This is a genomic window from Pedobacter alpinus, assembly GCF_042684645.1.
GTDB lineage: Bacteria > Bacteroidota > Bacteroidia > Sphingobacteriales > Sphingobacteriaceae > Pseudopedobacter > Pseudopedobacter alpinus.
The window spans coordinates 76,577-93,750 of record NZ_JBHULV010000024.1 but is presented as its reverse complement, the minus strand read 5'-3'; the positions used below and the strand labels follow the sequence as shown (position 1 = coordinate 93,750).

Here is a 17,174-nt window from a genome sequence, read left to right as displayed (position 1 = left end):
TGGTTCATTAGTGCTTACGTAGGTATTGAAACGGTATCCCTGCATACCGCTGGCAGGTAGTGTAAAGCCCGTTAAAACGCCCAAATAATTTCTCCTTTCAATTTGCTTTTTGCCTTGCGCTTTCAGCTTAATTTTTAATCTTATACCTCCGCTTTCCACCTCTTACCCCACATCTCAATGCTTATAAGTATTATCGCCAATGGTGATGAACATGCCTACAAAAATGTTGCGTAATGCAGGTGGTTGTACGGTTTGGCGCATTTGCCCATCTGTGCTGTAATTGTAACCATACACATTTTTGAAGCCTGGCAAATTGCTTACCGATGTGTAAATGACTGTGTATTTGCCAAATATGCTGGTTAGGTAACTCACGTTTATGCTCAGGTTTTGAAAGGCTTTTGTTTTATCGCCCATAAACTCTGGGTTGTTTGGGTTGTAAAACGGTCGGCCGGAAGCTAAGCTGTAAGTTGCGCCTACATATGAGTTGAGTTTGCTAAAAAACTGTTTGTAAACTATGTTTAAGCTGTGTTTTGCACCAAACTCTGGTGTAGCGGCAGTTGGATAATTTCTAAACTCTCTTTTGGTATCTAGGTAGGAGTAAGAAACCCAATAATCTACCCCACGGAAAGTCTTTTTATCTCTCCAAAACAAATCTATACCTTGTGCATAACCGCTTCCATTATTATTTAAATTGGGTATGCTTTTAACCAAGTTGTTATAATCTTTGTAATAAGCCTCTATACGGAAAGTTTGTCCATCGGCCATTTTTTGGAAATTAGCCATGTAATGCGTGGCCTTCTGAAAGTTTAAGCTTTGGCTTTGCACCAAATATTGATCTTCTGGATTTTGAAAGAACTCGCCATAAGCTAAAGAAATTTGGCTAGACTTGCCTGTTTTATAAGCCAGAGATACTCGGGGGGCAATGTTGTTTGCTTTTAAATAATCAGAATGCTCGGCTCTTAAACCAATTCTTGCTACCAAAGCGTTTGATAAGAAAAAGTCTCCCTCGGCATAAACCGATGTTAAGTTATCGCTATAGTTACGGCTTAAACCATTCCATTCTTCGGTTCTTTTGCTATGCATAAAATCTGCCCCAAATTTGACGGTTGATAATGTGCCTATATATCGTGTAGCAGTGCTTTTTGCTTGAGTCAATTCGTCGCGGCGGCCGTAGTTATTTACTGTTTGCAAACCATTATCTGTATTGCTGCTGGTAGAAATTGCAGTATTTATTTTCCAATTACTGCCTATATAATCTTGGTGACTTACATTAGTGTAAAAGTTTTTATTGATGTTGCTAAAAAAGCTATTGTTTTGTGAGTTTAAATCGGGAGTATTCAAACTCACATTGGCGTTGCTATACTCGGCGTAAGCTTTTAACAATCCTGTTTTAGAAGTTTTAACTTTATAAATGATGGTTCCACCTTCAGATTCTGGTTCGTGTTGCCAATCTACATCTTGTTTAAAAGCTGCAAATGCTGGTTTTAAATTAATATAGCTTGCGCCGATTGTTAAAGCCGAGTTTTTAAATTTGATGGTTTGATCTAGACCTAAACCTACTGTCATGATAGACACATCTGTAGTGGTTTTATCTGGCAAATCTTTACTTTCTAAAATAAGGGCTGATGATAATGCCTGTCCGTAAACCGCGGAGTAACCACCAGCAGAAAACGTTGTTCCTTTAAAAAGAAACGGACTGAAACGACCACGAGAAGCAATATTTGGCAGTTGTGTATTAAATGGATTTTTGATGAGCATTCCATCAAAATAGGTGTTTGCCTCTGCAGCCGAACCGCCTCTAACAAATAAACCGTTTTCGCCGGCAGCTGGTTGTGTGCCTGGTAAAGTTTGCAAGGCTGCATAAACATCGGCTTGTGCTCCTGCTGTTGTGGCTACATCTAAAGAATTTAAAACCACTCCTTTTTTAGAATCGCTAACTTCAAAAGTTCCTGCACTTATTACTACAGCATTTAGCTCGTTCAGCTTTTCTTTTAAAATTAAATTAAGTTGTATGTTTTGATTGGTGATATTAATTTTAACGCTATCTGTTCCGAAACCAATGGCAGAGAAAATAATCCATTGTTCGCCTTGGTCAGAAGTTTTGAAGCTGAATTTGCCAGTACTGTCTGAACTTGTACCATCGTAAGAATTTTTTATAGCAATATTTGCTCCTGCAATTCCTTTAGCTTTTGCATCTTTTACGCTTCCGCTGATAATTGTTTGCGCTTGGCTTACGCCGATGCTGATGAAACTAATTAAGACAAGGATAAGCTTTTTCATGATGCTGTTAATTTTGTTTAACAGTATAAAGATGTGGCTTAAGCGGTTTTTTTTGAAGGGTTTTTAGATGAATGGAGGTTTTGAGAGGATGAGTGGCGGAAATTATGAGGGCAAAAAAAATCCCCACCTTTTTTGGAGGTGGGGAGTATATTATATTTAAAGCTACTAATACTTATTGCTTAACTTTAAAAGTAAATAATCTATCTCTATATTCTCCATTTTGTTTTAAAAAGCTACTTCAATTTCTTGAAGCAGCTTTCTAAAACTTTTTCATTAGAAATTAGTTTACAGTTCCATAAAATGTGGTATAGAATCCCAATGCAAAAGGGAAGGCTGTATTTCCAAAAATGCCTCTGGTATAAATAGTATAAGCTCTACCTTTTATTAATGTGGCAGTTAAAGTTACAGTAGATATAGCTAAATTAGTATTAGAGTTTCTAAATGCATATTTATTGCTTTGACCAGGGTTAGGTATAGATACCCATGGTGAAGCAGTGCCCACAGCAAGAGCTGTTACTAATTTTTCTCCTGTAGCATCTTGTACCATATCAATAGTTGGGCCTCCTGTGTACATATTTATTAACCTAATAAACACCTTTGATGTATCAGTAGCAGGCTTAATATCCTCAAATATTGTGTAATTAGGTATCGTTTTGGTTGTAGTATTATATAAACCATTAGTGAATATAGAATAAAACTTTCCTCCCTCTGGAGTGATAGTTGCATTTAAAACTTCCAAACCTGGATCTGTGGTTGCTGTAGATAAAGTTTTTGCAGTTAAAGTTTGACTACCTACTACTGAAGTGGCATAACCTAAGTCCGGAAATAATCCATTATAAGCAAACCCTCCAATTTCTCTGCCACTAGTAGTATAAGCGGCAGAAAATTTAACACCGTTAATATAGTAATTTATAGTAGGACTACCAGGTGATGCATTTAGGAATTTTAAGTATGAATATTTTGTACTACTTGGCTCTAACTTTTCGTAAGTTGTGTTTTCAACCAATTGACCCTTTTCGCAAGAAGTAAGTAAGCCGAAACCTATTGTAAAAATGTATAATAACTTTTTCATGTCTTTTTGTTTTAATATTTAAACTAAGGTTGTGAAAACCACATTTTATAGGTGTGGTAATCAGAATTTTCACCACCAACTTTTTTAAGAGCTTCTAAATTCCAAATATATTCTGAGTTATACCTAGGACGGTATCTCTGAGCAGGTTTGCCTCCATTATCTGCAAAAAATGTAGTAGGAAAAACAAAGTAACCTAAATAAGGATTGTTTCCTTTTGAATCACCTTCATTATAGTTGTATTTTCTTAAATCGACCCAAGTTTCAACAAATCCATGGCCCCACATTGCAATAAATTTTTGTAACATAATATCTGCTAATGTTAATGTGGCTGCACTTTGTTTTACTGATGCACTTAGCATATATGCATCCCTATTAGCATTTGAGATAACTGGCCCTAGCTTACTCACAAAGTCTATATGACCTAAAATTCCTTTTCGGTAGGCATCATAAGCTAAAGTTAGATTATTGTCTCTAAAAGCAGCCTCTGCTTTAATAAATTGGATTTCAGGATACGTCATAATTGGAATACCTGCCGCATCTTTGAATAAATACTTTATGTTAGCTGCGCCTGCATTATTATTTGCAGTAACTCCCCATGGGTTAGGAATTCTATTGCGCAAAGCATCAGTTCCTGGATCTCCAGTTGCTGGACCAGTACCTCTAAATATTCCATCAGGAGAAGCAGTAATCATATTGTTTCTTCTTGGATCTATAATGGTGTCTGGTAATAAAGATAAAGAACCATTTAAAAGGCCTACTAAAAGTCTTGTTTGTCTAAAAGTCCCTATATTGTTACGCAAAGGACCGAAAAAATTAGCATTACTTGTAGTACTTCCATCATTTGGAACAATAAAGTTATCATCATTACTACTCAAAGCTAAGTCTGCAAATTCAATAACTTTTTTAGGGTCGTAATTAGCTTTATTAATCAATGTATTTGCATTCCTGGCCAATAAACCATAATTAAATTTAATCCATTTTGCATTATTACCTTGGTAAACTAAATCAGAAGGTGCCATTGCTGCGACCGTTCCGTTCCCATCTGTTCTTTTAAAATTTGTAATAGACTCATTAGCCAATCTAACAACTTCTGCATAAACGTCTGGTTGAGGATCATATTCAAAAACGTATCTATTTGGTTCGAATGCTTGTTTTAAAATTATATCGCCATGATAATCTGTAGTAGTTTGCCAGCTCCATGCTCTTAAAGCTTGAGCTAAACCTACAAAATTATACTCTTGCTTTTGAGTAGCATCTTCAATAACTAATCCTAAATTTAATCCTAACCCAAAGTAATTGGTTCTCCAAATTTCACCTGAGGCATCGCTACCTTGTAGCCATCCATGAGTTTCTGCAAAATAGTTAGAAGTATTTCTGCCCCAAAATTGTACTACGTGGCTTAAATATCTTGAATCAAACTGAATGCCTCTTCCCATTTGTGCAAATAAAGGCATTGTTAATGTTTTGCTATTTGGAGTTTGTGGTGTAGCGGGATCCGAGTTTACATCGAAAAACTCTTTACTACAACCAGCCAAAAATATTCCAAATAATGCTGTAAATAATATATATCTTCTTTTCATAACCTTATTTTTTAAAAGCCAATTCTTACTCCAAAATTATAACCTCTTGGTAAACCAACCGATCCGTAATCAATACCAGAGCCGCCCAAGCCACCACTAGCTGCGCTTAAACCGTTTACCGCAGGATCCACGCCCTTATAATTAGTAATCAACAATAAGTCTGTTCCTGTTGCGAAAACACTTCCACTTTTAAACACTTTACTCTTTGCGAAAATTGTTTTAGGTAGGTTATAAGCTAATGTAATATCTTTCATTCTAATCCAATTTACGTCTTTCTCTAAAAAATCTAAAGTATTATAGAAGGTAGAATAGTATGAAGTAGTAATATAAGGATTTACTAAAACATTATTTCTGGTTGGATTATCTGTGTTTTCCAAACCATCTCTAATAACTCCTTGAATAATACGTGGAGTTTCCCTATCTAAACTTAATCTAGAAGCACCTCTTTGGTACAAATAAAGTTCTGTTGCGTTGTAGATATCACCACCTTTTCTCATATCTAATAAGAAAGATAAGTTAAAATTTTTATAGGTAAAGCTGTTGGTTAAACCTACTGTAAAATCAGGAGCTCTATCACCTATGTGAGTAAAATTAGCATCCTTTATAGGCATACCATTTACTGGGTTTATGAGTAATTCTCCGTTATTATTTTCCAAATATTGTATTCCAGCAAATGCAGAAACAGAGGCGCCAACAGTATATTGTGCCCTAACATTATCAAACAACCAAGTGTCTGAAAGATAAAATACATCCTGATCTGCTGGAAGTGATAATATATTACCTTTTTGACGAGCCATATTAGCTGTTATATCCCAAGAAAAGTTTTTAGTTTGTACTGGAGTTCCTGTTACCAAAAGCTCAAAACCTCTATAACGTATTTCTCCACTATTTATCCAACCTAATATTGCTCCTGTTCCGTAACTTAAACGTGGTGCTGTAATTTGTTTATCAGATAAAGTTTGAAAGTAGGAAAAATCAAAAGATAATCGTTTTTTGAAAAAACTTAATTCTAAACCTGCCTCCTGAGAAGTTGTAAATTCTGCCAATATATTGCCATTACCTGCAGTTACATCTGTTGAGAATCCCCCGCCAGTAGTTGTTTGAGCAATTAATCTTGTTTTGGTAATGTATGCGGGTCTTGCATCTTTACCAGACTGACCCCACGAACCTCTTAACTTACCATAAGACAACCAACCTAAATCTTTAAATGGTGCTAACTCTGTGAAAACAAAACTTACTGAGGCAGCTGGGTAAAAGAAAGAATTATCATTAATAGGTAAGGTTGATGATATATCTTGTCTTCCTGTTAATGTTAAATAAAAAAAGTTATCATAACCAAGTTCTGCACTTGCAAAAAAACCTTGTTTACGTTTTAGTTCATCTTTATAGGCAACCCTTTGAGTTGTTGGATCTGTATTATTTAAACTGTAAAAGTCTTGCTGATAAAACCTTGATCCAAACTGAGAATTAACTTGATAAGAATTTTGTCTAATATCAGTACCTAATCTTATAAGAGGTTTGAATTTTCCAAAGTCTTTTTTCAAAGTTGTGATGAAAGTTCCCGTATAAACAAGTTCGTTAGAGTTGTATGTGTTTATACCTCCCCCAGCATATGAGGAACCTGAAATGTTTGCGTTAAAAGCTTGAGGATGATAGGCTGATAGACCTTGGCCTGCGGAAACATCAGCACCACCTCTTGCAGCAAAACTTAACCAATCTAGTGGTTTGTAGTCTAAGCCAACATTTGCTAAAACTCTTTTATTTTGGTCTCTGTTAGGGTTATTTTCAACTCCCCAATATGGATTATCTAATTCTCCGTTAAAAGCCCCTGTTATAGTTCTGCGCTCTCCTGCTGGTGTTAAAAAATTACGCATATCATCAGTTAATGGCCATGTTAATGCGCTAATCATAGGGCTTCCTGCCCCTTTGTACGTCTTATCAGTTTTAGAGTTTATTAAGTTTAAAGATCCGTTCATACTTAACTTTTTGCTGATTTGCGATACACCAGATATTTTTAAGTTTACGTTATTAAAACCCGTCCCAGGAATTATACCCGTTTGGTCTGTATAGCTTAATGTAGTACGCAATGATAATTTATCTGTGCCACCCTCTACGGAAGCATTATGCCTTTGAGTAAAACCATTTTGATAAAAATTAGAAACATTATCAAATTGTTGAAGGTTTGTTGGATATTTTGCTCCGAAAAAAACTCGGCTTTGGTTATCTTCATCAAAAATACCCCCAGCTCCTGGGCCATAAACAGTTTGGGTTGGAGGAAAACGATATGCGGTTTCTACTCTGAAATTGTTACTATAGCTAACCCTTGCAGCACCAGCCTTTGCCGTTTTTGTCGTAATTATTACAGCTCCAGATGCGCCATCTGTTCCGTAAAGAGCCGAAGCTTCTGGACCTTTTAAAATTGTGATAGACTCTATCTCTTCTGGATTAATATCCATTGCTCGGTTTCCAAAATCGTTATTTCTGTTAAATGATCCTTGTCCTACCAAATCACTTTCAGAAAATGTGCGGTTTGAGATTGGCAATCCATCTACAACAAACAAAGGTTGATTATCTCCATCTAAAGAAACCGCACCCCTAATTATAATTTGTGAAGATGATCCTGGTACTCCATTTGTTGGCGTGATGGTTGCACCTGCTACCCTTCCTTGAAGTGCATTTATAAAATTCTCGCGTTGTGTAGCCGCTACATCTACTCCTTTGATGGTTTGTGCTGAATAGCCTAAAGCATCTTTATCCCTCTCTATACCAAATGCAGTAACCACAACCTCTTTTAAACTTTTAGTGTCTTGTATCAAATTTGCATTGATCAAATTTGAATTACCAATAACTTTTTCAAGCGAAAGCATTCCTAAAAAGGAAAACACCAAAACATCTCCATTTTTTGCCTTAATGGAATATTTACCATTCAAGTCTGTTTGAACCCCAATGGAAGAATTCTTGATTTTTACAGATACACCCGGAAGCGGCCCGTTGTCATCTGCTGAATTTACAGTTCCTGTGATTGTTTTTTCTTGCGCATGTAATTGCGTAAGAGTAAAAACAGAACAGAAAAGCAACATGAGTAATTTTTTTTTCATATTATTTACTTTAGTGAATGATTTTGAGGAAATTCATTTGCTATTTCGAATAACCTTTTTATAAAGATTGGATTAATTGCATAAAAACGCAAATTATTTCGAAATTAATTTAACATAAATTAACATTAATTTTATTAAATACTATTTTTATTTACTAGTGTTTAGAATAAATACATTTTAATCAGGTTAAATTTATGATTTAGGTGATATTTTATACTAAATAATATCATTTTGGTTGTGTGTGCTTAATGCAAATATTTGCAATAGAATTTGCGTTTTTTTGTAAATTAATTTAAAAACGAACTTAATATTTTTTATTTTATTACTATATTTTATCTTTAAAGAAAAATTAAAATGCTAAAAAAGGAAAGACACGCATATATTATGAAGCAGATTAATCTGCATAACAAGGTTTTATCCTCTGATTTAAGTATTCAATTGGATGTTTCTGAAGATACAATTAGAAGAGATTTAAACGAATTAGGTGAAGATGGTAAATTACTAAAGGTGCATGGAGGTGCTTTATCAAAATCTTTTCACTTCCCTTTTCAAGAGAATGAAGTTTATGCACAATCTGCCAAAAGGAGTGTAGCTTTAAAAGCAATTAGCCTTATAAAAGAGGGTATGGTTGTTTTAACTGGTGGTGGCACTACAATGATTGAATTGGCAAAACTAATTCCTGCGGATTTGGAAGCCACCTTTTTTACTATTAGTCCTTTGGTAGCGTTAGAATTAGTAGAGCATCAAAAGTTAACTGTTATATTAATTGGCGGGCAATTATCAAAAAATGCACATATTAATATTGGCGCTAGCGTAATTAACGATTTATCGGAAATAAAAGTTGACGTTTGCTTTTTAGGAGCAAATGGAATAGATGCAAAAGAGGGAATAACAGATTCTGATTGGGAAGTGGTACAGGTAAAAAAGGCAATGATAAAATGTACGTCTAAAATTGCAATACTAAGTATTTCAGAAAAATTAAACTCGGTGCAAAAAATGAGGGTTTGCGGGCTTAATGAAGTTTCACATTTTATTACCGAATTAGAACCTAAAAGTGTTGAATTAGATAGTTTTAAAGACTTTAATTTGAATATTATTTAGGTAAACTAATTTTTCCTAAACTTAAAGCGTTATCTCCAAAACTACGATAATCTCCAGCTATAGTTTCGTTTGCTAAAATTGCGAAAAGTAAAGCTTCCTTAGCATCTGGATTTATACCTAAAGTCTCGATGTTTTTAAATGATAAAGAAGGCAATAACTCTTTTAAGTTATTGGTTAATAGCGAGTTGTGTATGCCTCCGCCACTTATGTAAATTACAGAGTTTATACTTAATTGGGTTTGTTTGATAGCATTTGCTATTCCACAAGCCGTAAACCTGTTTAATGTTGCCATAACATCTTCATGAGACAGCATCTTCAAATTTGCTTTTCTAATAGCCTCATATAAATACTCAAGATTAAATAGTTCTGGGCCTGTTGTTTTTGGTAGTTCATTCTCAAAGAATGGATGATCTAACAAAGCATTTAATAAATCAACATTTACAGTCCCACCTAATGCAATTTCAGCATTTTTATCATAACGTTTTCCTTCAAAATTTTTATATACATATTGATCCATTAAAGTATTTCCAGGGCCAGTATCTGTACTTAATAAATCATCAAAAGTGGCTTCTTTTTTTAAAAGTGTAAAATTAGCAATACCACCTATATTTAAAAATATGCGGTTTTCTGCATTATTACTAAACAAAAGGTAGTCGCCGTATATAGCTAATGGAGCGCCTTCTTTACCTTGTGCTATATGTTTTTGCCTAAAATCTGCAACAGTTGTAATTCCAGTTACACATGCAATTTGATCAGCATCTCCTATTTGTAATGTAGCATTAGAAAAATAATCTTCCTCTCTCAATCTTTTAGGAGAATGGAAAATAGTTTGTCCGTGACTTGCAATTAAATCCATACTTTTAGCATCAATATTGTTATCTCTTAAGAACTGATTGATGTATGTGCCATGCAATCTTCCAATTTCCGAATTTAGTAAACAAACCTGCTCTAAATCAACAGATTTAACAAAGCATATTTTTTTAATGGAATCTCTAAATGCATCAGTATATGGAATAGTTTGAAATGCTATCACACTTACTTTGGTACTTAAACCTGTTCCCTCTATTTTACACAAAGCAATATCAAGACCGTCTAGAGAAGTGCCAGACATTAAGCCAATAATTAAGCGTTCTTTTTTTAACGAAATTGCATTCATTTCGCTCAACCAGTTTTTCATATCTTTTAAAATCTGAACCTAATATATTAAATAAGTCATAAATTCCCCTAAAACTGCAATAAAATGCATTAATTAATTTTTTTAAACAAAAAACTGCAAAAATTTAATTCCTTTGCCCTATATTTGTTTTGTGATCCAATTAATAATTGGTTATCTCAGTTTAAAAAATGAGACCAGTTATATTAAAGAGATTTGAAAGTTTTGCGTATGGCTGGCCATATCATGGCTAAACCCAATAAAATTAACTGAAGAAGACAATTCAAGTTACGGTATGGTTCAGCTATTCGCATTAAAGAAGTAAAAAGCGTTAAGTAGTGAAAATAAAACTGCTAAAACAGTTAAAACGTTTTTAAATTAGGTTTAGGTTGGTTGTTAAAAAGTCGCTTTTTAAGCGACTTTTTTTATGTCAATTTAGCTCATTTTCTGCTTCATAAATCTCAGCAATCTTTGAAAAATTGAGCCTTTTCTTACTGCTAAATAATTTTTAACCAAGGCGTACGCAGTTTTATTTTCAACAATTTCTTGCGGAAAATTTTTAATAGCCTGTTGATGGATTTTTACATTATACATGAACTCAATATTTGAGTGTACGCCTGTACCATCATGGCCAATATTGTTTATTAAAGATTTTGTAGGATTTAAACTTAAGCCTCCATTTAAAAAAACAGAAGCATACCACCTTATTGCCCAAGAATTGTTTTTACCATTCTTAAATTCAAGCATTTGTTTCCAGAAATTCATTTTACCTTCTATAGAGAACTCGTTTTTTTTCTTAGCATCAAATTGTGCGATTAAATCATCTATATCTGGATTAAATTTATCCCAAGCGGTTTTCCAAGTTGCCCAACCCCAACTGTGTACTGCTCTGTAGAAAAAAGTGTCTGGCAAATTATCAGTGCCAACTAATGGATACATATATGCACTTATGTGCATCAACTTATCTTGGTTTTGGTATAAACTTAGGGCTTCGTTAAAATATTGTAAGGTATAAGGCGAACTAATTAAGTCGTCTTCAAAAACAATAACCTTTCCATAGCTTTCTGTAAGCTGGGTAACTCCATTAATTATTGATTTTGCTAAACCTAAATTGCTTTTTTGCTTAATTATTTTTACCGATTTAAAGCCATCAACTTGGTTAATTAAATCTGCTACTTCAGCTACATTTTCTTCTTCGTTTTCTGTTTTGGCAGCATCAGCAAAAATGTATAACCTACTTTCATCAGCCAATAAATTAGCTTTTAAAAATTTTAAAGTTCTACGAGTATGCTCGGGCCTGTTATAAACAAAAAGTGCAATTGGGGCTAAATTTTGCATAGCTTCTATTTTGTTTTTACTTTATTAATTACTTGAAGTATAGCTTCGTTAATATCAGGCGAAATTTTGAAGGTAAAAATTAAACCTACATAAACTAAAGACATTAATCCAGAACGTATAATTACATCCACAAAAAAGTTATTTAAATAAGGAATATAAATTCCTAAAGTTAAAACTAGGAAACCCATTAAAACCACTTTTATATAAGTAAAGTTAAAAGGTTGTAGTTTGTATTTGAACGTTAAAAAAGCCCAATAAGTGAAGTTTAAAGCAAACATGGTTAAACTGTAAGCTAAAGCTGCGCCTAACATTCCGTATTTTGGGATAAAAAGTACGTTTAAAAATGCGCACAAAGCAGCAGCACTTACCAAAATGTACATTACCAGTTTATATTTTTTAGAAAAACTTATAATTGCTCCGTTTAAACCTCCGGTAATATCAAACAAAAAGCCAATAGCAACCACCACAAAAACGCTGTAATAATTTACATATTCTGGCTTTTTAAGCATTACCAAAATATTTTGCCAATTTGCTATTAAACCAATTAACAATAAGCAACCTATTATAAATTGTACTAATGATGTTTTTTTATAAATTTTATTGATTTTTTGTAAATCATCGGTTTTCCAAGCATCCGCAATGATTTGGTACGAAGTGGTATTTAATGCTTTTGCTGGTAAACTAATAACCATGGCAATAGCAAACATGGTATAATAATAACCCACATTTTGCTCGGTAGTGTAAACTTTTAAGAGAATAACATCTATGTTTTGTATCAATGCAAAAGACCCCCCTGCAAGCATAGAGTATAAGCCATATTTTAGAATTTCAGGAGATTTTTCTTTTACAGCTGGCTGTGTAGCCTTAAACCGTAATAAATCTAACCTTTTTAGATATAGTAAAAGTATGAGTAGAATTAAAGCATTAGCACCAACATACCAATACACAAATCCTTGGTAATCAATCCATCCAAAATAAACTAATAAAACTGCAACAGTTGTTAATACTTTTAAAAATACTTCGCGTAAAAATGAAGGTAAAATATTATGAAATGTAGTACGAGCAAAAGTTTCGGCAAGGTTGTACCAAAGTGTAAATAGTGCAACAGGCACTATTAAATAGTAATATTTAAAAAAGTACGAAGAACCTTTTGCTGCTGATTTGAAATCTAAAATATACTCTTTACCAAACACATAAAAAGCGGTAACTATTAAAAAACCTATTGCAGTAACTTTAAAAACGTATGTAGGAAAACCATGATGCTTTTTGTCATCTGATTTAAAAAACGGAAAAAACCTGGTAATTACACTGCTGTAACCAATAGCAGCAATTTGAGTGTACAACAAAGTAATGGCACTACTCATTAAAGCAAAAAAACCAATTTGCTCTGCAGTTAAAACTCTTTGAAATAAGATAATTAGATTAAAAAAACCCAAGGCAGTACCAATGTAAAGCGTAATGCTATTATAAAAGCCTTGTTTTTTTAATAGATTCATTTAGTTTAAAATTTGTTTAATGAGTTTTGGATAAAGATATTGAGGTTCGTAAAATTTTGAAATTTCAATAGCTTTTTGTTTTAAAGTGTGAAGCTGTGTATTGTCTTTTATTAAACCTAAAAGCAATTGCTCTAAATCACTACTATAAAGCAAACAAATAGGCTTTAAAATTTCTTCAACAGGGTAAAAATTAGGGAAAATTCCTGGTTTTGCAGCTTTAATCATATTAAAAACAACACCTGTTTCTTTTGTTTCGCCGTATTTACTTTGGTGGTTTAAACTTGCTTGTAAATTTCCTAAAATTACATCACAAAGTTGTAAACGCTCATTATATTCTTTATCATCAATAAAATTCTGATTGTAAATTATTTGAATACCAAGTTTCTCTAATTCCTTTATTTGTGGAATAATTGTAGTTTCTGTTTTAGGAATGTAACCCAATAAATCAAAACATATTTGATTTGCAAATAGCAGATGATTTTTTTTTAATAATTCAAATAATCCATCGTAATCTCTTCTATGGTTATCTACCGAACCTGGGATACAAACCCTTAAAAATTTATTATTTACTGATAAATCTGCTGTAACCTCACGTACACAAAATGGAAAAACAACAACTTGTTTAGCACTCAAATATTTTGACAAAGTTTTTTTCTGTGCTTCGCTATAAACTAATACCTTTTGGTTTTGACTGATAATTTTGGTTAGCATTTTTACACGCTGTTTTTGCCAAAAGTATTCTTTAGTAAAATATTTAATAGGTAAATAAAAAGTCTGCTTAATATTTCCCTTTGTGTTAAATACCCGATATTTTAAAAGAGCGAATTGGTTGTTTAAAGGGTTGTTAAACCAAATATCAATGTTATGCACAGTTAAAACAAGGTTTTTCCAATTAACAGCTGCAAAGTGTGAGTAATATTTAGAAACCGTGTTGATGTGAATAGTATTAAAACCTGCATCATTAATTTGCTCCAAAAATTCCAGAATAGTTTGCGCCTCAGTTTTTTTTATAAGTTGAATGTTAGCATTATTTACTAAGGTATCTAGTGTTTTAAAATGTGCTAAAGTATATATGCTTACCTCGTTTTGTAAATCGGAGGCATAAGTTAAACCTAAAGCTTTTACGGCAGTATAATGGTTTGGCTCACATATTTCTACAATGGCAACTTTCAATTTTTATTTGGTGTTGGTAAAAAAAGATTCGGCATATAAAATACTGCCATCTTCTTTGTTTTTCGTTTGCGTATAATTTCCTTTAAACTCAAACCCTAAGCCTATTAATAGTTGGTAAATTCCATCAAACAAGAGTTGGTCTTTATATAATTCTACAAAAGAAGTTTCAATTAAAACACTGTCAGCTTTTTTTAGGGTTTCCACTCCGCCTTTAATTACACGGTCTTCAAAACCTTGCACATCCACTTTTACCATAAATTTTCCGTTGATTTTTAAATCAGGGAAAACATCATCTAATCTTTTAATGCTAATAATTTCTTTTTCTACAAAATTAGTCCCAGCAAAAACTTCGGTATGTAAATCTGCCATGTTTAGTAGAGAAGAACTTGGTGTATGCGCACTAATATTTATTTCTTGCTGTTCTTCAACATCGCCCAAAGCACAATTAAATGCTTTTACATTTATGTTTTTTGTATTTACCAAAAGTTCATCATAGCATTTTTTTATAGGTTCAAAGGAAATAATACTTGCCTGTGGCAAAACTTTTTGAATAAGATTTGCAAACTGACCAGTATTGGCACCAATATCTAAAACCGTTTTTATACCTCGGTTTTGTAACCACAAATTATTATCTGGACGAACAAGCTTAACAATTAAGCCCATTTTATATAAAGTATCTTGTATAAACTTAATCATGTTTTTGAAAAATTTATCAAACTTATCATTTTAAATTTATTTGAGTGCAAGGCATAAAATATTTGTTAGCGTTAAGGATTGGAATGGATACCGGCCTTTTTGCGCATAAGGCCTGAAGGCGTATAAATGTAAAGCCTGCCCGAACGCCCCAAAAAAAAAATCATCTGCCAACTTGACACCCAAACCCCCTTTGGAACAAGCATTGATGAAAGCATTATTGTAAACACAAAATTTAAAACACAAGATATATATCATGGAAGAAAAAGGAACAATTTCAATTCACACGGAGAATATTTTCCCAATCATCAAAAAGTTTTTATACTCTGATAACGAGATATTTTTAAGAGAATTGGTTTCTAACGCTGCTGATGCTACTCAAAAAATAAAACGTTTAGCTGGATTAGGTCAATACAATGGTGAGTTGGGCGAATTAGAAGTGAATGTAGCTTTTGATAAAGACAAGAAAACCATTACCATTTCTGACAATGGTTTGGGTATGACTGCCGAAGAAATTAAAAAATACATTAACCAAATTGCATTTTCTGGCGCAACTGAGTTTGTTGAGAAATTTAAAGATGCAAAAGATGCTAATGAGATCATCGGTAAATTTGGTTTAGGTTTTTACTCGGCCTTTATGGTGTCTGAGCAGGTAGAAATTCAAACTTTATCTTACCAAGAAGGTGCAGAACCAGCTGCTTGGATTTGCGATGGTAGTACAGAATTTGAAATTAAAGCAGGTACAAGAACCACCCGCGGAACTGACATTATATTACATGTTAACAGCGAGTCGGAAGAGTTTTTAGACGAACAAAAATTACAAACCATTTTAGATAAGTATTTCAAGTTTTTAACCGTTAAATTGGTTTTCGGTACAAAATCTGAAAGTGTTGAAGACGGTGAAGATGCTGAAGGTAAAAAACAATATAAATCTGTTGATGTACCAAATGTAATTAATGGTGCAAAACCAATTTGGACGCAATCTCCTTCTGAATTAACAGATGAAGATTATATTCAATTTTATAAAGAATTATATCCTTTCCAAGAAGATCCATTGTTTTGGATTCACTTAAACGTGGATTATCCTTTCAATTTAACCGGAGTTTTATACTTCCCAAAATTGAAAAATGATGTTGAAATTCAAAGAAACAAAATCAAATTATTTAGTCGCCAAGTGTTTATTACTGATGAGGTGAAAGACATAGTTCCTGAGTTTTTGATGTTGTTACATGGTGTGATTGATTCTCCAGATATTCCATTGAACGTTTCGAGAAGTTTCTTACAAGCTGATGGTAATGTGAAGAAAATTAACAGCTACATTACTAAAAAAGTTGCCGAAAAATTAGGCGAACTTTATAAAAAAGACCGTGTAGCTTATGAGGCTAAATGGAGCGACATTGGTTTATTTGTGAAATACGGAATGATTTCGGAAGAGAAATTTTATGATAAAGCCAAAGATTTTGCTTTGTTTACCAATACCGATAAAAAGAACTTTACCATGGATGAATACCGTGAGAAAGTGAAAGACATACAGACTGATAAAGACGGAAACTTGGTGTATTTATACACTGTTGATCCATCTAAGCAAGATGGCTTTATCCAATCGGCAACTAAAAAAGGTTACGATGTGTTATTGATGGATACCCCAATTGATACGCATTTTGTAAGTCAGATGGAGCAGAAATTAGAGAAAACACAATTGAAGCGTGTGGATGCTAACACTGTTGACAAACTGATTGACAAAGGTGAGAAAATGGAGCATGTGCTGAGCGAAGACCAAACCAAACAAGTGGTAGAAATTTTCGAAAAAGCCATTAACAAACCTGCGTATAAAGTTGAAGTGGAAGCTTTAAGTCCTGATGAGTTACCAGTAACCGTAACCATGGACGAGTTTATGCGACGCATGAAAGATATGGCTGCCATGGGCGGAGGAATGAGTTTCTACGGAAATATGCCAGATAGCTACAAAGTGGCCATTAACGGTAATCACAAAATCGTAAACAAAATATTAACTAGCACTAATGAGGCTGAACAAGCTGAATTAGCTAAACAAGCTTTCGATTTAGCTTTACTTTCTCAAGGTTTATTAACTGGAGCGGAGTTGACTGCTTTTGTGAATAGGAGTGTGAGTTTGATTTAAGTTGAAAGTATAGAGTTTAAAGTTAAACGCCCTTTCGAGATTTGATTCCC

11 protein-coding genes are annotated in these 17,174 nt (G+C 33.4%); 2 read left to right on the top strand and 9 right to left on the bottom strand.

Translation table 11 applies throughout. From position 1 onward, the window contains the following. Window positions 1-174: 174 nt before the first annotated feature. From ACFSSE_RS08185 to ACFSSE_RS08170, 4 genes are all read right to left on the bottom strand, one after another. A complete protein-coding gene (locus tag ACFSSE_RS08185) occupies window positions 175-2,280 on the bottom strand; it encodes a TonB-dependent receptor (protein WP_379045729.1) in 2,106 nt (701 codons plus the stop codon). A 280-nt stretch (window positions 2,281-2,560) separates the two neighbouring features. Next, window positions 2,561-3,352, bottom strand: coding sequence for a DUF4397 domain-containing protein (locus tag ACFSSE_RS08180; RefSeq protein WP_379045726.1), 792 nt, complete (start codon window positions 3,350-3,352; stop codon window positions 2,561-2,563). 23 nt (window positions 3,353-3,375) lie between these two features. Then, entirely contained in the window at window positions 3,376-4,932 is a 1,557-nt protein-coding gene (locus tag ACFSSE_RS08175) for a SusD/RagB family nutrient-binding outer membrane lipoprotein (protein WP_379045723.1), read from the bottom strand. A gap of 11 nt (window positions 4,933-4,943) precedes the next feature. Beyond that, complete coding sequence (locus tag ACFSSE_RS08170; RefSeq protein ID WP_379045720.1) at window positions 4,944-8,030, bottom strand: SusC/RagA family TonB-linked outer membrane protein; 3,087 nt, start codon at window positions 8,028-8,030, stop codon at window positions 4,944-4,946. A gap of 354 nt (window positions 8,031-8,384) precedes the next feature. On the opposite strand from ACFSSE_RS08170, the gene ACFSSE_RS08165 reads away from it, so the two are divergent. Continuing rightward, the gene (locus ACFSSE_RS08165; RefSeq protein ID WP_379045718.1) at window positions 8,385-9,131 is read left to right on the top strand and encodes a DeoR/GlpR family DNA-binding transcription regulator; all 747 of its coding nucleotides are present in this window, start codon (window positions 8,385-8,387) and stop codon (window positions 9,129-9,131) included. Here ACFSSE_RS08165 and ACFSSE_RS08160 read toward each other — a convergent pair. The 5 genes from ACFSSE_RS08160 to ACFSSE_RS08140 all read right to left on the bottom strand — a co-directional run bounded on the left by ACFSSE_RS08160 (window position 9,124) and on the right by ACFSSE_RS08140 (window position 14,987). Next, the gene (locus ACFSSE_RS08160) at window positions 9,124-10,308 is read right to left on the bottom strand and encodes an anhydro-N-acetylmuramic acid kinase (protein ID WP_379045715.1); all 1,185 of its coding nucleotides are present in this window, start codon (window positions 10,306-10,308) and stop codon (window positions 9,124-9,126) included. The two genes, ACFSSE_RS08165 and ACFSSE_RS08160, sit on opposite strands and share 8 nt — an antisense overlap. Window positions 10,309-10,719: 411 nt before the next feature. Beyond that, complete coding sequence (locus ACFSSE_RS08155) at window positions 10,720-11,622, bottom strand: glycosyltransferase (protein WP_379045712.1); 903 nt, start codon at window positions 11,620-11,622, stop codon at window positions 10,720-10,722. 5 nt (window positions 11,623-11,627) lie between these two features. After that, window positions 11,628-13,118 (bottom strand): lipopolysaccharide biosynthesis protein, encoded by a 1,491-nt coding sequence (locus tag ACFSSE_RS08150; protein WP_379045709.1) that lies wholly within the window; start codon window positions 13,116-13,118, stop codon window positions 11,628-11,630. Then, window positions 13,119-14,291, bottom strand: a complete 1,173-nt coding sequence (locus ACFSSE_RS08145; protein ID WP_379045706.1) for a hypothetical protein — start codon at window positions 14,289-14,291, stop codon at window positions 13,119-13,121. 3 nt (window positions 14,292-14,294) lie between these two features. Continuing rightward, a complete protein-coding gene (locus ACFSSE_RS08140) occupies window positions 14,295-14,987 on the bottom strand; it encodes an FkbM family methyltransferase (RefSeq protein ID WP_379045703.1) in 693 nt (230 codons plus the stop codon). Between the two features lie 253 nt (window positions 14,988-15,240). Here ACFSSE_RS08140 and htpG point away from each other — a divergent pair, with 253 nt between their 5' ends. Beyond that, window positions 15,241-17,124, top strand: coding sequence for a molecular chaperone HtpG (htpG, locus tag ACFSSE_RS08135; protein ID WP_379045701.1), 1,884 nt, complete (start codon window positions 15,241-15,243; stop codon window positions 17,122-17,124). Window positions 17,125-17,174: the final 50 nt, after the last annotated feature.